Origin of the sequence: Marinilactibacillus psychrotolerans (assembly GCF_900101525.1) — a bacterium.
Classification (GTDB): Bacteria; Bacillota; Bacilli; order Lactobacillales; family Carnobacteriaceae_A; genus Marinilactibacillus; species Marinilactibacillus psychrotolerans.
Genome location: NZ_FMZD01000001.1, coordinates 99301 through 114527 on the forward strand (window position 1 = coordinate 99301; position 15227 = coordinate 114527).

The 15227-nt window shown below is 33.7% G+C and carries 14 protein-coding genes and 1 other annotated feature; of the genes, 1 reads left to right on the forward strand and 13 read right to left on the reverse strand.

Going from position 1 to position 15227, the window contains the following annotated elements:
• The 5 genes from BLT22_RS00470 to BLT22_RS00490 all read right to left on the reverse strand — a co-directional run bounded on the left by BLT22_RS00470 (position 1) and on the right by BLT22_RS00490 (position 8020).
• Positions 1–2652 (reverse strand): valine--tRNA ligase, encoded by a 2652-nt coding sequence (locus tag BLT22_RS00470; RefSeq protein WP_091759437.1) that lies wholly within the window; start codon positions 2650–2652, stop codon positions 1–3.
• 288 nt (positions 2653–2940) lie between these two features.
• Positions 2941–3175 (reverse strand) — a binding site (T-box leader).
• A gap of 47 nt (positions 3176–3222) precedes the next feature.
• The gene (tpx, locus tag BLT22_RS00475) at positions 3223–3726 is read right to left on the reverse strand and encodes a thiol peroxidase (protein ID WP_091759441.1); all 504 of its coding nucleotides are present in this window, start codon (positions 3724–3726) and stop codon (positions 3223–3225) included.
• 69 nt (positions 3727–3795) lie between these two features.
• Positions 3796–5010, reverse strand: a complete 1215-nt coding sequence (gene thiI, locus BLT22_RS00480; protein WP_087056921.1) for a tRNA uracil 4-sulfurtransferase ThiI — start codon at positions 5008–5010, stop codon at positions 3796–3798.
• A gap of 15 nt (positions 5011–5025) precedes the next feature.
• A complete protein-coding gene (locus BLT22_RS00485) occupies positions 5026–6156 on the reverse strand; it encodes a cysteine desulfurase family protein (RefSeq protein ID WP_091759444.1) in 1131 nt (376 codons plus the stop codon).
• A gap of 151 nt (positions 6157–6307) precedes the next feature.
• The gene (locus BLT22_RS00490; RefSeq protein WP_091759447.1) at positions 6308–8020 is read right to left on the reverse strand and encodes a septation ring formation regulator EzrA; all 1713 of its coding nucleotides are present in this window, start codon (positions 8018–8020) and stop codon (positions 6308–6310) included.
• A 194-nt stretch (positions 8021–8214) separates the two neighbouring features.
• On the opposite strand from BLT22_RS00490, the gene msrC reads away from it, so the two are divergent.
• A complete protein-coding gene (gene msrC, locus BLT22_RS00495; RefSeq protein ID WP_087056924.1) occupies positions 8215–8676 on the forward strand; it encodes a free L-methionine (R)-S-oxide reductase MsrC in 462 nt (153 codons plus the stop codon).
• Positions 8677–8734: 58 nt separating this feature from the next.
• On the opposite strand, the gene BLT22_RS00500 is transcribed toward msrC, so the two are convergent.
• The 8 genes from BLT22_RS00500 to BLT22_RS00535 all read right to left on the reverse strand — a co-directional run bounded on the left by BLT22_RS00500 (position 8735) and on the right by BLT22_RS00535 (position 15225).
• Complete coding sequence (locus BLT22_RS00500; RefSeq protein ID WP_091759450.1) at positions 8735–9025, reverse strand: NUDIX domain-containing protein; 291 nt, start codon at positions 9023–9025, stop codon at positions 8735–8737.
• 157 nt (positions 9026–9182) lie between these two features.
• On the reverse strand, positions 9183–9848 hold the full coding sequence (locus BLT22_RS00505; protein WP_091759453.1) for an HD domain-containing protein: 666 nt from the start codon (positions 9846–9848) through the stop codon (positions 9183–9185).
• Positions 9849–10002: 154 nt separating this feature from the next.
• Positions 10003–10608: a 30S ribosomal protein S4 gene (rpsD, locus tag BLT22_RS00510; RefSeq protein WP_087056927.1), complete on the reverse strand. Its 606-nt coding sequence runs from the start codon at positions 10606–10608 to the stop codon at positions 10003–10005.
• Positions 10609–10897: 289 nt separating this feature from the next.
• Positions 10898–12025 (reverse strand): baeRF6 domain-containing protein, encoded by a 1128-nt coding sequence (locus BLT22_RS00515; protein WP_143020608.1) that lies wholly within the window; start codon positions 12023–12025, stop codon positions 10898–10900.
• 152 nt (positions 12026–12177) lie between these two features.
• Positions 12178–12732 (reverse strand): GNAT family N-acetyltransferase, encoded by a 555-nt coding sequence (locus tag BLT22_RS00520; protein ID WP_091759458.1) that lies wholly within the window; start codon positions 12730–12732, stop codon positions 12178–12180.
• An 18-nt stretch (positions 12733–12750) separates the two neighbouring features.
• The gene (locus tag BLT22_RS00525) at positions 12751–13392 is read right to left on the reverse strand and encodes a DUF1054 family protein (protein WP_176935242.1); all 642 of its coding nucleotides are present in this window, start codon (positions 13390–13392) and stop codon (positions 12751–12753) included.
• Between the two features lie 101 nt (positions 13393–13493).
• Complete coding sequence (locus BLT22_RS00530) at positions 13494–14447, reverse strand: siderophore ABC transporter substrate-binding protein (protein WP_091759464.1); 954 nt, start codon at positions 14445–14447, stop codon at positions 13494–13496.
• Between the two features lie 22 nt (positions 14448–14469).
• Positions 14470–15225: an iron ABC transporter ATP-binding protein gene (locus BLT22_RS00535; protein ID WP_091759467.1), complete on the reverse strand. Its 756-nt coding sequence runs from the start codon at positions 15223–15225 to the stop codon at positions 14470–14472.
• Positions 15226–15227 lie beyond the last annotated feature (2 nt).

The following is a 15227-nucleotide window of genomic DNA, read 5'->3' on the forward strand; positions in this document are numbered from 1 at the left end:
TTATTCTCCTTTTAACATTTTTAATTTGTTTAACTGGTCCGAAACAGATGAATATCTTTGATGATATTCCTGCGCTTTATTTCGTTCTTCTTCAACGACCTTTTCTGGAGCGTTTTGAACAAATTTCTGATTTGCCAATTTCCCTTCAACACGTTTAATTTCCTGAGTCCATTTGTCTAATTCTTTTTCTAGTCGTTTGATTTCTTCGTCAAAATCAACTAATCCAGCTAATGGCAAGAATATTTCCGCTCCTGTTATTACAGAAGTCTTGACTTCATCCGGTACTATAACCTCTGTATCAATGGTCAAATTCTCCGGATTACAAAAGCGTTCAATGAAACTACGATTATTTATAAGGAATTCTTTTTCTTGCTCAGACTTTGCTTTTACTAAGATATCGATTTTTTTAGATAATGGACGATTAACTTCTGCCCTAATTGTTCTAACTGATCGAATCAAGTCTATCAGCATATTCATATTATCAATTGCTTCCTGGTCATTAAACGCGCTCTCAGGAGTAGGATATTCAGCAGTAACTAGTGACTCTCCAACATGTGGCATATTTTCCCAAATTTCTTCTGTAACAAAGGGCATGATTGGATGCAGTAAGCGAAGAGTTTGATCAAGGACATAAATCAAGATACTTCTAGTTGATTTTTTTTCATCCTCTGAACCATTAAATAAAATTTCTTTGCTCATCTCAATATACCAGTCACAATAATCATCCCAAATAAATTTGTAAAGAACACGACCTGCTTCACCAAACTCGAATTTCTCAAATAATTCTGTAACTTGTGTAATCGTCTCATTCAATCGAGCTAAGATCCATTTATCTGCAATAGACTTTTTACCATTAAGATCAATGTCTTCGGTTGTGAAATGATCTAAATTCATTATTACATAACGACTTGCATTCCAGATCTTGTTGATGAAGTTCCAAGCCGCATCCATTTTTTCATAGCTGAATCTTACATCCTGTCCAGGAGCTGATCCATTAGACAAGAACCAGCGTAAAGCATCTGTTCCGTATTGATCGATAACTTCCATAGGATCTATCCCATTACCAAGAGATTTACTCATTTTTCTTCCTTGTTCATCACGAATCAGACCATGGATCAATACGTTTTTAAAAGGTCGCTCATTTGTAAATTCCAGACTTTGAAAAATCATACGACTTACCCAGAAGAAAATAATATCATAGCCTGTAACTAAAGTACTAGTTGGAAAATAACGCTTAAAGTCTTCCGCTTCAATATCTGGCCAACCCATTGTTGAAAAAGGCCATAAAGCCGAGCTGAACCATGTATCTAGAACATCCTCATCTTGGGACCAATTTTCAATATCTTCGGGCTCGTGTTCACCAACATACACTTCTCTAGTTTGTTTATTATACCAGGCGGGAATACGGTGCCCCCACCATAACTGTCTTGAGATTACCCAGTCATGAACGTTATTCATCCAATTATTAAAAGTTTTTTCAAATCGTTCAGGAACAAAGTTAACTTTGTTCTCTGTTTTCTGATTATTAATAGCTTGCTCTGCTAATGGCTCCATTTTTACAAACCATTGAGTAGAGAGCCTTGGTTCAACTACAACTCCTGTGCGTTCAGAATGCCCAACGCTATGAACCATTTCCTCTACCTTGATTAGATATCCTTGCTCTTTTAAGTCGCTAATGATCCGTTTTCTAGCTTCAAAGCGATCTAATCCTGCATAATCCCCCGCAAGGTCATTCATTGATCCATCATTGTTCATCACATTAATTCGTTCTAAATCATGGCGATTTCCCACTTCAAAGTCATTTGGATCATGCGCTGGGGTAATTTTAACGACTCCTGTACCAAATTCCATTTCTACATAATCATCGGCAATGATTGGCAACTCTCTACCTACTAAAGGAAGTGTCAATGTCTTACCGACTAAATGCTTGTAGCGATCATCATCTGGATGGACAGCTACTGCTGTATCCCCTAACATTGTTTCAGGACGTGTAGTGGCAATTTCTAATGCACCAGATCCATCCGTTAATGGATATTTCATATGATAAAATGCACCATTCACATCTTTGTGATCTACCTCAATATCTGACAGGGCTGTTTGAGCTTTGGGATCCCAATTAATAATATACTCACCACGATAAATTAAGCCTTTATTGTAAAGGTCTACAAACACTTTATTTACTGCCTTGTTTAACCCTTCATCCAAAGTAAAACGTTCACGGCTATAATCTACAGAAATACCTACTTTTGCCCATTGTTCTCTAATGTTTCCAGCATACTCTTCTTTCCAGTCCCAAACTTTTTCCAGAAATTTTTCTCTTCCTAAATCGTACCGAGAAATACCTTCTTGAGAGAGCTTTTCTTCTACTTTTGCTTGGGTAGCAATTCCGGCATGGTCCATACCCGGTAACCAAAGTGCATCATATCCTTGCATTCTTTTTTGTCGGATAATAATATCTTGTAAAGTTGTATCCCAAGCATGTCCAAGATGTAGTTTTCCTGTTACATTGGGTGGTGGAATAACAATAGAATAAGGTTCTGCTCTTTTATCTTCACTTGGCTTGAATAAATCTTGATCCAGCCATTTTTCATATCGACCTGCTTCAACTTCTGTCGGCTGATATTTTTTTGACATTTCTATTTCTTCTGTCATAAAAATCACTCCATTTCTTTTTTTGGCTTTTATAGATTGTTTAATGATGAACATCCGCTTTGCTAAGTCTAGGGCGCTATCAGTAAGCCTGTTTCGCTGTGCTCAAAGGCATAACGGATTCGTAACCCACCAATCATAGTTCCATTCGTTCGAACGACTCCGTCAACTCGCTTTGCTTCGAAAGGACTTTTGAGTTGATACTACGCTCCTCTTCGTTACGCCTAGTACTTTGTCCGTAGCTCGCTTTGCTTCGAACGGACAAAGCAAAAAGCATCCGTCCTATTATAACAATAGGACGAATGCTTAATCATTCGCGGTACCACCTAAATTGATTGAAGAAAATAATTCTTCAAACCACTTCATAAACGGGGGTAATGACCCGTTACCTCAAACAAAGCTACTGATATTATTCACTCTGTTAGCTCACAAGCTACTTCTCAATCCAACTCATTAGGGATTTCCACCATACACCCATTCTCTTAAATAAAATTAGAAAGATACTCCTCTTGTTCTCAGCTAAATATTTATTTATATTCTATCAGACTACCCTTTTAAAAGAAAGTCTTTCTTTTATGTCATTTCTGCTTCTTCATGTCTAGCAGCTGCGATTGCTTCTTCATAGTTAGGATCTTGGGACATTTCTTTAACGACTTCTCGGTAAACAATTTGTCCTTCTCTGTTTAAAACAAATACTGCACGAGCAGTTTTATCCATTTCTTCAACATAAAGACCATAGGCTTTAGAAAATGAGCGATCACTGTCATGTAACAAATCCATATCGATTTCTTTAGCTGAACACCAGTCTTTCTGTTCTTCTTTAGTATTTGTTGAAATAGATAATATTCGAGTACTATCTAAAGTACGAGCCATTTCGTTAAATTTAGCTGTCTGTCTTGAACATGTACTCGTATTGATGTCAGGAAAAGTGCTAATCAATACCACTTCACCCTTATAATCTGACAAACTAATTGCCTTTTCATTTAAATCATTTAAAGAAAAATCAGGCGCTTGTTCACCCTTGACCGGTACAGTTGAATTTGTCGTAAGTGGCTTACCTTTCATCATTACATCCATGTTAACAACCTCTCTCTTTCAGTTAATACCTTCATTCTAACGTTAAGATAAGAAATTGTACAATAAAAACTACAATAGATCTTCAAAAATTTGCTTTTGTTTAGACTCCTGATTATCATCTGTTGAAATCACTTCAATATTAATACCCTGAATGGCTCTTTCAATTAAACCATGGATATCCATTTTTTCTTCAATTTCCAGTACATGTTTTAACTTTGGTTTCGTTCTAGGCTTCGGTGGCGTAAAAATTGTACAGCAGTCTTCATAGGGTAAAATTGCTAGTTCAAAGGTATCTATCGCTTGAGCAACTTCAATAATATCCATTTTATCCATAGAAATAAGCGGTCTTAAAATTGGAGTATGCGTCACTTCATTTATTACAAACATGCTCTCCAGTGTCTGAGAGGCTACTTGTCCAAGTGATTCTCCGTTAATAATAGCTAATCCAGATCGTTGTTCTCGTATTTTATCCGTAATCCTTAACATCATTCTTCTGGTAATCGTCATAATATAACCTTGCGGAACGAAGTTTTTAATAGTTTCTTGAATTTCAGTAAAAGGAACCTCTATAAAAGGAAGTGGACCAGAGAATTTGACCAATTTTTCCGTTAAATCTTTTGCCTTTTGTAAGGCTTGCGGACTAGTATAAGGAGGACTATGAAAATGGACAGCCTCTACTTGTATGCCTCTTTTCATAGCGTAATAGCCAGCAACAGGGGAATCAATACCGCCAGATAACATTAACATGCCCTTCCCACTTGTTCCCGTGGGCAATCCCCCAGCTCCTTTAATTGAATCGATGGACAAAAATATTCCATCAAGCCTCACTTCTACACGTACACTAATATCTGGTTTTTTCATTTTAACTTTGATTTCTGAGATCGATTCTATTATATATTCACCTAAAATTTGGTTTACTTCATTTGTATTAAAATCCCACTCATGATCTGCTCTTTTTGTGTTTATCTTAAATGTTTGACCTATATTGTAATTAGATTGAACTAAAAACAATGCTGCTTCTTTAGCCTTTTCAATCGATTTTTCTACCTTTATTACTGGTGATATCGTTTGTATACCGAACAAGACTTTTAATTTACTTATAATGACGTCTGCATTTTCACCATTTAACTCAATATGCATACGATCTCTATGAGATTTAATCTTCAACTTATTATATTGATCAAGTGCGCTTTTAACGTTTTTATCTAGCTGCTTAATAAACTGTTTTTTATTTTTGCCTTTTGTAGATAATTCTCCATATCTTACCATTACTTCTGTGATCATATATTACCCTCTATTCTATAGAATTACCTTAAAGGAATGATAAATTTCATCAAATATTTTTATAAATTTTTCAAGTTCTTCCTGAGTATTCTCTTCAGATAAACTAACTCTAATTGCTGTTTCAGCAGTAATTTTTGGTATACCCATAGCTAAAAGTGTACTTGATTCAGTCTTTTTTTTACTTGAGCATGCGCTTGTTGTCGAAACAAAGACGCCTTTTTTTTCAAGTGCATGTACTAGCACTTCTCCTTTAATTCCTTTAATACCAAAACAGAGTATATGTGGTGCACGATGTTTTGGGGAAAATATTTCAATATTCTTTTTTTTATCTAAATACTTTTCCAATTCTATAGTCAGTTTTGATTGTGTTTTAATTTGTTTTTCAGAAGTTATTTTTAATGCTTTGGCCATCGCTACGATTCCTGGAACATTTTCTGTTCCACTTCGACGACCTGCTTCTTGTCCACCACCACTTAGTAACGGAGCAAGCTTTCGTCCCTTTTTCACATACACAAATCCTGTGCCTTTAGGACCATGAAATTTATGTCCTGAAAAAACAGCCATATCTATTCGGCTTTGTTCTCCTAGTTTTAAATCAATTTTACCGACCGCTTGAACTGCATCTACATGAAAATGAATAGAAGGGTAATCCTTCAAGATCTCTCCGATCTTTTCAACAGGTTGGATGCTTCCCGTTTCATTATTGACAGCCATCACAGAAACCAGAACAGTATCTTCTCTTAAAGCTCTTTTCAAATTCTCAACAGAGATAATCCCTCGTGAGTCAACCGGAAGATAAGTTACTTCCCATCCTAGATTTTCTAGCTGTTTTATTGATTCTAATACTGCTGGATGCTCTATTTCTGAGGTTATCAAATGCTTACCAAAATGTATCTTTTCTAATGCAGTGCCTTTCACAACCCAGTTATCTCCTTCGGTACCACCACTAGTAAAGAAAATTTCTTCAGATTGGACACCCACTGTTTCTGCAATTAGTCTTCTTGATTGTGTTAATAATCCAGTTGTGGTCTCTCCAAGCTCATGCAAACTTGACGGATTACCAAAATACAACTTATTTACTCTATTAAAAGTCTCTAAAACAGATGAGTCAATTTTAGTTGTTGCGCTATTATCTAGATAAATCATATATGCACTCTTTCTATTCTCTCAATCTTTTTTACGTAGCATAATGCCAATTGAACCTTATTATAGCAAATTAGCGAGAAGCTTCAACTCGATAAAAGAGCTAGAATGTGAATTCAAATCACAGTCTAGCTCTTTTATTACACTTTTAAACTCAAGAAAAGTTTTTTTCTTTTCTATATTGTTTTTGAACTTCTTCAAATGCTCCCGGTTCAATTGATTCCAGTTTATCTCGAACCATTTGTAAAGAAGTTTGATAATCAAAATCCTCTGAAAATAAACTACGACTATATTTAATTGTTTCTATCACTTCGCTGTGCTCACTCTTATAACGGTATAAGCGCTGGCTAACAAGCTCGCTAAGCATTGCTTGATCTACTAATTCATCTGTATCATGTGCTAACTGCTCAACATCTTCTTCACACAACTCATGTAATGTGAAAACTTCTGTCATATCAAGTTTAGGTTTAGCTAAACTCTGACTTAACTGTTCTATATGATCAGTAGTATAAAAGAAAAATTCAAGATATTCAGAAGGCAAACCTGGAAGATGTCTACTTTCAACATATCTTTTCATTTCACGCATAGCGATTTCCATCTCTTCCAAATCTTGTTTTATTTCTATTTCACTTTTCCTATAATCACTCAAATGCTGGCTAGTTATATTTGTTTTTTCGTTCATTTCTTGTAGATGATCAAAGATTGCGTTCAGCAACTGACTTGCCTCAGAAAAAGGCATATTCTCTTCAGCTAACTCTTCATTGATTTTCATATACTGCTTTTCTTGTTCTGCTATTATCTCTTGTGTTTGAGTTGCTTCATTCATTTCATCTCTGTATAAAAGATAACTCTGAGAAAGTCTATCTATTTCTATAAATAATTTACGGTTCTGTTCTTTAAGATAATGGAATATTTTCCGTATCTGTATAACTAATTCCTTGACTTCTGTTTTTGCTCTTATTTCAACTTCTAAATTATCATAGACCTGCTCTATTTTGTCTTCGAGTTCTTTAATCATTTCCTCTGCTTTTTCAACTTCAAGTGAGCCCAAGAAACTATTAACACTTTCTAATTTCACGTATGCCTGAGCTATTTCTTCTTTTATTGAATCATCCGGGAACCTATATCCTTCTTCTAGTAAAGATCGATAGCCACTTTCTAGCTCTTCGATCTGTTCAAGTATCTCATTATCCATTTTTTTTAGAATCTTAGGAATATCAGTCATATATTTTTCCATTGAAGCAATCGTTTTTTCAAGTTGCTTTAATAATAAGTTTGCCTCTTCATGATCTCCAGCAGCTGTTAAATGAGAAAATGTTGAAAAGTCCGTTTCCATTGTACCCAATTTATCTTCCAATGCATCAACTGCTTTCCCAAATGAAAAACTCTTAGCCAAGAGATCTTTACGAATCATATGGTACCTTTTTTTAATAGATTCTATTTTTTTAAGGTTTGCTTCTTCACGTTGCATTAATTCATCTAATGCTGTATTTAAGTTGTTTAAATCATTTTTAATTTCACTAATCTTACTTTCTGCTTGTTCTTCATGATAACGTGCCTTTTTAAAACGATAACGATCAGTGGCTTGCTCAGCTTCAAATAACAAACTTTCAATTGTCGGAAATTGCTTTGTTTCGATCTGATCCCATTGTTTTTTTAATTCTTCAGCTGTTTCTCTTGATTGTCCAGCCATGCTTTTATCATTGATAGACTGTATTTTATCTGCTGGAAAATAGTCCATTACTATTGATTTTTTCGAATCCAACTCATCTATAGATTTATAATGGTTTCTTCTGATTATATACATTGCTATGTAAATGATGACGATCAACAATATTAATATGATACCGACAATTTTTAACGTCATGAACTTTCCCTCCGACTAGGCTTTATATACATAAATTCCCTGCCCGCTTTTCTCTTCTTAACAGTATATCAAATATTAAGGAATTATGTTATACTTACAAGCAAATTCTCTAAAATAGGTGTAAGCAACCTATTTATTTTTTTTACAAAGCTACTTTTATTTTTTAAATTTATAACAAATGAAAAGGTGATAAAATGAACACAGTCAAACCTAAACATATGCTGAATAAACAGTTAGATGCTTTATTAGAAGGCGAAACAAATAAAATTGCTAATTTAAGTAACGCATCTGCATTATTGTTTGAAGAATTGCCCGATATTAATTGGGCAGGATTTTATCTATGGGAAGAATCAGAAAATGAATTAGTCCTAGGACCTTTCCAAGGAAAAGTAGCCTGCGTTAGAATCAAAAATGGAGCCGGAGTATGCGGAACTGCTTTTAAAGAACAAAAGACTTATCTAGTCAAAAATGTACATGAATTTCCTGGACATATTGCATGTGATGCAGCAAGCGAATCTGAAATCGTCGTTCCTATTACAAAAGACGGTATTCAAATCGGAGTTTTAGATATAGATGCGCCAATAAAAAACCGCTTTACAGAAGAGGATAAAGAAATAATAGAAGAATTTGCACATGTTTTATTAAAACACCTATAAAAAATAAAACAAAACCTACTGAATACCAGAATTTTTAGTATTTAGTAGGTTTTTATGTTTATCCTTGCAAAATTAGTTTATTCCAATTCTTAATTTTTGCATAAAACCATTTGTTCATTTTATGTAGATCCTCCTGCGATAACCATTCATAGTAATCATGCTCATCCGATAAGCTTATGTCTTGAAAGTTTTTGATCTTACAACTATAAATAATTCCCGCAATTTGATGATTATTTTCATTATTCAGATAATTCCATGTATCAATTAGATTGAATGGTTCAATATACAAATCGGTTTCTTTTTTGATTTCTCTTATAAGTGTCTCTTCAATTGTTTCTCCAAACTCCATTCTACCCCCCTGGTAATTCTAGCAAACTATTCTGACTATTAGACTTATGAACAGCAAGGATCTTTTCTTCCTTTATAATAAGTCCTTTTATGCCAAAATCAAGTTTCATAAAACTTACTCCTTTTTATTTATAGAATGACGTACATGGTTGAAATAATTAATTTCCTACTATTTCCAAGAAATTAGCCCCTTCTTTTAATTGTCTAGATAAGTCTTCATAGACCTCTTTTTGCTTTAAAAGTCTTTCTCTCCACATACTTTTAGCTGTTTTTGTAGCAAATTCTTTTTCTGCTTTCATTAACGTTGTTATCCTATCCACTCTATGCTTTAAATACTTAAGTTGATCTTCAATTTTTTTATCATAAAAACGGTCATAAGAAAGACTTTCAAATGTTCTGAAGGTATCAAAGCGATCTAAGTTGTCACTGTCAATTATTGTCAAAGAATTACTGGTTAAATCTCCTTCAAAATCGCTATTTCCATCCACATGATTTGCAACACCTAGTAAAATTTCTACTCTCTGCTTTTTGGTTAAATCCAGCTGCATTAAAAATGGTTGAATCATTTTTGCTGAATTACGTCCATGATTTTCCCAGTCTTCTTTGTTCTCAAACTCTATTGTATAGCTAATATCGTGTAACAATGCACCAATTACTGCAATATCTTTGTCTAAATCTTCTTTTTCGGACAAATCCATAGCGATTTTTGAAACTCTTAAGGTATGTTGATATCTATATTCTTTAGCATTTGGATTTTGTTTAAAATAGTCACTACTGTTATATGTATTCTGCAAAAATTTCACTGCTTTTTCTATATTCTTCATCTATTTTCTCCTAACACATTCTCTTTAGGTTTTTAGTCTTTGTATTTCTATTGATCAGTTTATCATATAAATCCTTGTTAAATTCATTAATAATGATTCTTTTTATAAAAAAAAGCCTGCAGCATATGTGCAAGCTTTTCTGAACCAGTTAAAATTAACGGTTATAGTATTCAACGATGAATGATTCATCAATGTCCGCTGGCATTTCTTCACGTAATGGTAAACGTGTAAGTGAGCCTTCTAATTTTTCTTCATCAAAAGTGATGAAGTCAGGACGGCCGTATAATGACTCAACAGATTCTTTAATGATTTTAATGTCTTTAGATTTTTCACGTACACCAACAACTTCTCCAACTTTTACGCTGTATGAAGGGATGTCAACGCGTTTTCCATTAACAGTAATATGACCATGATTTACTAATTGACGTGCTTGACGACGAGTAGTTGCTAAACCTAGACGGTATACTACATTGTCTAAACGTTGTTCAAGTAAGATCATGAAGTTAACACCGTGTTTGCCTTCACGAATTTTACCAGCTTTTATGAATAAATTGAAGAATTGACGTTCATTTACTCCATACATATAACGTAATTTTTGTTTTTCCTTAAGTTGCATACCATATTCTGATAATTTAGTACGGCTAGTTGGTCCGTGTTGCCCTGGAGCATAAGGACGACGTGCTAGTTCTTTACCTGTTCCTGAAAGTGAAATGCCTAAACGACGAGATTTTTTCCAAGAAGATCCTGTGAAACGTGCCATAGTTGTATTCCTCCAATATTTTTTTGGAGTAAAATAACGGAATAGAAATTCAGTATTACGTGCAGTTTCTATGAACTTTCGCCATTGCAGCCGCAGGTTACTCATTTACTTACTTTAAGAAACTGTTGACGCGGATACCATTTCTTGCTGCATTATTTTACACAAAGACTATTGTACCTTGTATCAAATATAAAGTCAATAATTAAAGCAAACTAAAAACTCAAAGAAACATCAATCTAGATGCTTCTTTGAGTTTTTGTAAAAGAATTTTCACTCATAATAGTTTGACTTAAAATCTTAGAGTTGCTGCTATACCTGTATCAGAAGGCATTCTGGCTTTATCAAGAATATATACTTTTCCGTTAGTTTTAAGAACATTTTGAACTAACTGATTGACATAGGCATTAATTTCTGCGCCTTCTTTATATTGTCCATTTTCGTCGATTACTCCATGCACTTGATAGTGATCTTCAATCAATAGTGTATCAATTTTACCTTGGATACTCGCCATTGCTAAATCATTATATTGTGCTTCTAATCGAAACTCCGGAGTAGTTTCATTGAATTTTTCTACTAATGCTTTATAACGTCGATCTATGATCTCAGTCACTACTTCACTAGCTTTATCTTGGATCTGTGCACTTGACAATTGAGCTGTTGACCCTTCAACTTTTGTCTCATCTAGATGAGGATTCTTAGATATTTTTTCAAAATCAGATATATTCTCAGGAAGTGCAAATAATACTAGTGGCAATTCTGTTGGTTTTGAATAATTTTCATAAACATATTTATCTACAGCTCGGAAATAATTGTTCTGGTCAATTTGAACTTCATTACTTTTTTCATTATGTCCATGAAACATACCTTGCCCAACAGATCCATTATAATCAGCTGTATTTAATTCTCCACCTGTCAGCTCTTTGCCTAAAGCCTTTTCTAAATCTGTCGGAGCATCTTCAGGCAAAGGGATTTCTTGAAGTTGAGCTCCACGTCCATTATATAAGGTGAACTTATCATGATTAAGCCCTAACATATGGTAATAACTCACGTATTGGAAATTTGGAATCAATGGTAATACATACGCTTGCTCAGATAATACTACTTCATTCTTAACTGGCGCACTTAGTCTGTAAAAGAATGCCTTTGTCTGAGTAACATAAAACACAATGCTCTCAGATGCTCTTCTCCAGAAATCTGAATCATTTCGCAAATCCTTAATTTGTTCTAAGAAAGTGTCACATGTTTTTTCATCATACACATCACAGATTTTTTCTTTTGCTTCTTTTAATAGGTTTTGAAACTGAATCTGGTTCGCTTCTGTTTCAAACGCATTAGCTTGAGCGTTCAACGAAATGGATAAATACACCTCGTCTGATTTCATAATTTCATCTGTAGGAAATGCAAATAATTCTTTCATATTTTCACCTTCCATATTCTATTTTCTTTGCTCTTATCGCTTAAAAATATTCCAAAGATAAGATTAAAGAATATTATACTTTCATCATATCTAATCTTTCAGAAATTGTCTAAGGATATGCAATAGGCTGACCCGCCTAAAAGAATAATTAATTAAGTTCTTCTTTTAGGTGGTTCTATTGAATTCAAAAAATCAGAATATAACATACCAAAAATCAAACTGTTGGTCCATTCACCTTTATTCCAGTAATCCTCTATAAAATTTCCTTCTATTCTCATTCCTAATCTTTCACATAGTTTTTTTGATGCCTGATTTCTTGAGTCGATGTTCACCTGTATTCTGTGAATATCTAACTCTTCAAATAATACATGGATCAACTTTTGTAATGCTTCAGTCGCAAAACCATTTCCTGAAACCGCACGATTAAAACTGTACCCAAGTTCAACAGTTTCTCGCATATCTGTATACCAGACGTATAAGTCTCCAATAATTTTATTTTGGAAAACAACTGCTAAGTTCAGCATTTGATCTCGCTTTAATTGACTATTACTGATTTTCACATTGAACAAATCCTCAGCCGTTTCAGAAGTCCATGGATCATGAAGCAAATAGCGGCAAGTTTCGTTATCTTTATAGATTGCAAAAGTATCAGCAAAGTCTTTTTCTTGGAAAGTTCTTAGACTTAATCTTTTTGTTTCAATAATCACTTTTAATCTCCTAATTTTTTATTTATCTATCAAATTATGCTGCTCATACAGATCTAATAGCTGTTTGTAAAGAGGAATTAACTGGCTAATTGTTTCAAATAAAAAAGCTTGCTGTGTTGACTGATCATCAAGTAAAGGACTATTATTGGGAATAATCCTCCCAATCAAAATTTCTCCTTTTTTCACAGTAATCATTCTTTCTATAATCCTTGTTCCACTTTCTTCAGTAAGAGGCTCTACATTAGACTTTGTATGATCTCCAGAAATCACAAAGTTGTCCTTCAGCTTTATCCAATTTTCTTTGTTTTCAAGAAGACTTTTACCCATGTCTTTCTCCAACAACGGTTGATCAATTATGGAAACGAAAACAAAGATATGCTCTTCATTAATCCCCATTTGAATATGAGGATATTTTTTATAGCCTCTAGAATCCCCTCCAATTGCGCTCCAAGTAGATTCTGGAGGATTTGTGGTTCTTCTCCTATGCTGAGCTATATGAAAATGGGTTTTATATCCAGTTTTTTCTTCGACTATTCTCGAATAAGTATCCCCAAATTCTTGAAATATTGGTTGAATACGTTCTCGAATAGCTTCCATTCGCTCTTCTAACTGTTTTAATTGAAATATTTCAAAATCTTCTTTTTTATAAGTTCTACGCACAATTGTTCCTCCAATATTTCTTATCCCTTTAATATAAACAGTTTTATTAGATTATTATATCAGTTTTATTAAAATAACAGTATCCCTTGATACTAATGTACTTACAAGCCTACTTGATCATAGATTTCTTGAATCATCAATTTCATAGACTGTAAACCACCACCAGAAAGATACCATAATTCGGGATTCAAATATATAATATGATCTTTTTGGTAAGCTGTTGTTTTCTGAATAACGGGGTTTTTGCTCAGATCACTATCTGAATCATCCCCACCTACTGCCCGTGTTCTATCTACAACAAATAACAGGTCAGGATCTTTTGATAAAACATATTCAAATGATATAGATTGTCCATGAATAGATGCCTCAATATTAGTATCAATCGGAGTAAAACCAAATTCATCATAGATCATTCCGTATCTGGAGTTTTTACCAAAAGCTGAAAGGCTGCCTTCATTTAATATTGTAATTAATGAAGAATAATTTGAAGATTCAGCCTTTTCTTTAAGGTTTGTCATGTTGCTTTTTATTGTGCTTATCTGACTATCCATCTCTGATTCTGACACAAAAATTTTCCCGATAGTTTTCATATTACTTTCAAATGAAGACCAATAGTTTTCTAAGTCTAATCCCAAATACAAAGTAGGTGCTATTTCATTTAACTTGTCCTCATAATCTAACTGTCTGCCTGAAATAATAATTAAATCAGGATCCAAATCATATACTGCTTCTAAATCAGGTTCTTTTAAATTACCTACTGACTGAGCTCCAGAATTTTCAAATTGAGATAAATATTCTGGTAAATTCTCTGTCACTGTTCCCACAACTGAATCTTCTAAATTTAGTTCAGAAAGAGTATCTAATATCCCCATGTCAAATACGACTACCTTTTCTGGATCTAAAGGTACATCTAAACTTTCTCCATTAGCATCTGTCACTGTTATATTTTTGTTTTCAATTTCTTCAACACTTGATGCATCACTTTCTGTTTTCTGTGCGCAGCCTGCCATAACCAATACAATACTAAATAATAGTCCAACTAATTTTTTATTCATTTTTATTCTCCTTTTTGTTATTTCAATAGTATAAAACAAATTTTTTACTTTCTTTTTCAATAATATCTATATTGATTTCAAATAATTCTTCAATTATTTCTTTAGTCACCATTTCATCTACTGTACCTGAACCAAATAGTTTTCCTTCTTTCATAGCGATAATATTGTCTGCATATGCAGCTGCAAAATTAATGTCATGAATAACCGTAATAACCGTTTTTCCTAAATCATCTACCATGCCACGCATCGTTTTCATCATTTGTACACTATATTTCATATCTAAATTGTTAAGAGGTTCGTCTAATAGAATATAATCAGTATCTTGAGCTAATACCATCGCAATCATAGCTCGCTGAAGCTGTCCGCCTGATAATGTGTTTATGTATTGATTAGATAATTCATTAAGCCCCATATAATTTAATGATTTTTCTATGACGTTATAGCAATGTTGATTTAATCTGCCTTTTGTATAAGGAAAACGACCGAAGGAAACCAATTCTTTAATCGTTAAACGCATCGACATTATATTAGATTGTTTAAGTACGGAAAGTCTCTTGGCTAATTCATTCTGTTTCCAAGTTCTAATCTCACCTCCATCAATATAAATTTCACCAGTGTCACTGGGAATCAGTTTGCTGACCATTTCCAGCAAAGTACTTTTCCCTGCTCCGTTAGGACCGATACAAGCAGTCATTTCTCCTTTACGAATAGGTACTGTTATATCTTGTACAACTTTTTTCTGTCCGTATTTTTTTGATAATTGTTTTATTTCCATCATTC

Bases quoted from the DNA above. Each gene is read 5' to 3' on its own strand.
- tpx (WP_091759441.1), bottom strand. From the start codon at position 3,726: ATGGATGTAATGATGAAAGGTAAGCCACTTACGACAAATTCAACTGTA.
- BLT22_RS00505 (WP_091759453.1), bottom strand. From the start codon at position 9,848: ATGAAGAATATAGAAAAAGCAGTGAAATTTTTGCAGAATACATATAAC.
- BLT22_RS00490 (WP_091759447.1), bottom strand. From the start codon at position 8,020: ATGACGTTAAAAATTGTCGGTATCATATTAATATTGTTGATCGTCATC.
- BLT22_RS00515 (WP_143020608.1), bottom strand. From the start codon at position 12,025: ATGAAAGAATTATTTGCATTTCCTACAGATGAAATTATGAAATCAGAC.
- BLT22_RS00530 (WP_091759464.1), bottom strand. From the start codon at position 14,447: ATGAATAAAAAATTAGTTGGACTATTATTTAGTATTGTATTGGTTATG.
- rpsD (WP_087056927.1), bottom strand. From the start codon at position 10,608: ATGGCACGTTTCACAGGATCTTCTTGGAAAAAATCTCGTCGTTTAGGC.
- BLT22_RS00535 (WP_091759467.1), bottom strand. From the start codon at position 15,225: ATGATGGAAATAAAACAATTATCAAAAAAATACGGACAGAAAAAAGTT.
- BLT22_RS00500 (WP_091759450.1), bottom strand. From the start codon at position 9,025: ATGGAGTTTGGAGAAACAATTGAAGAGACACTTATAAGAGAAATCAAA.
- BLT22_RS00485 (WP_091759444.1), bottom strand. From the start codon at position 6,156: ATGATTTATCTAGATAATAGCGCAACAACTAAAATTGACTCATCTGTT.
- BLT22_RS00470 (WP_091759437.1), bottom strand. From the start codon at position 2,652: ATGACAGAAGAAATAGAAATGTCAAAAAAATATCAGCCGACAGAAGTT.
- msrC (WP_087056924.1), top strand. From the start codon at position 8,215: ATGAACACAGTCAAACCTAAACATATGCTGAATAAACAGTTAGATGCT.
- thiI (WP_087056921.1), bottom strand. From the start codon at position 5,010: ATGATCACAGAAGTAATGGTAAGATATGGAGAATTATCTACAAAAGGC.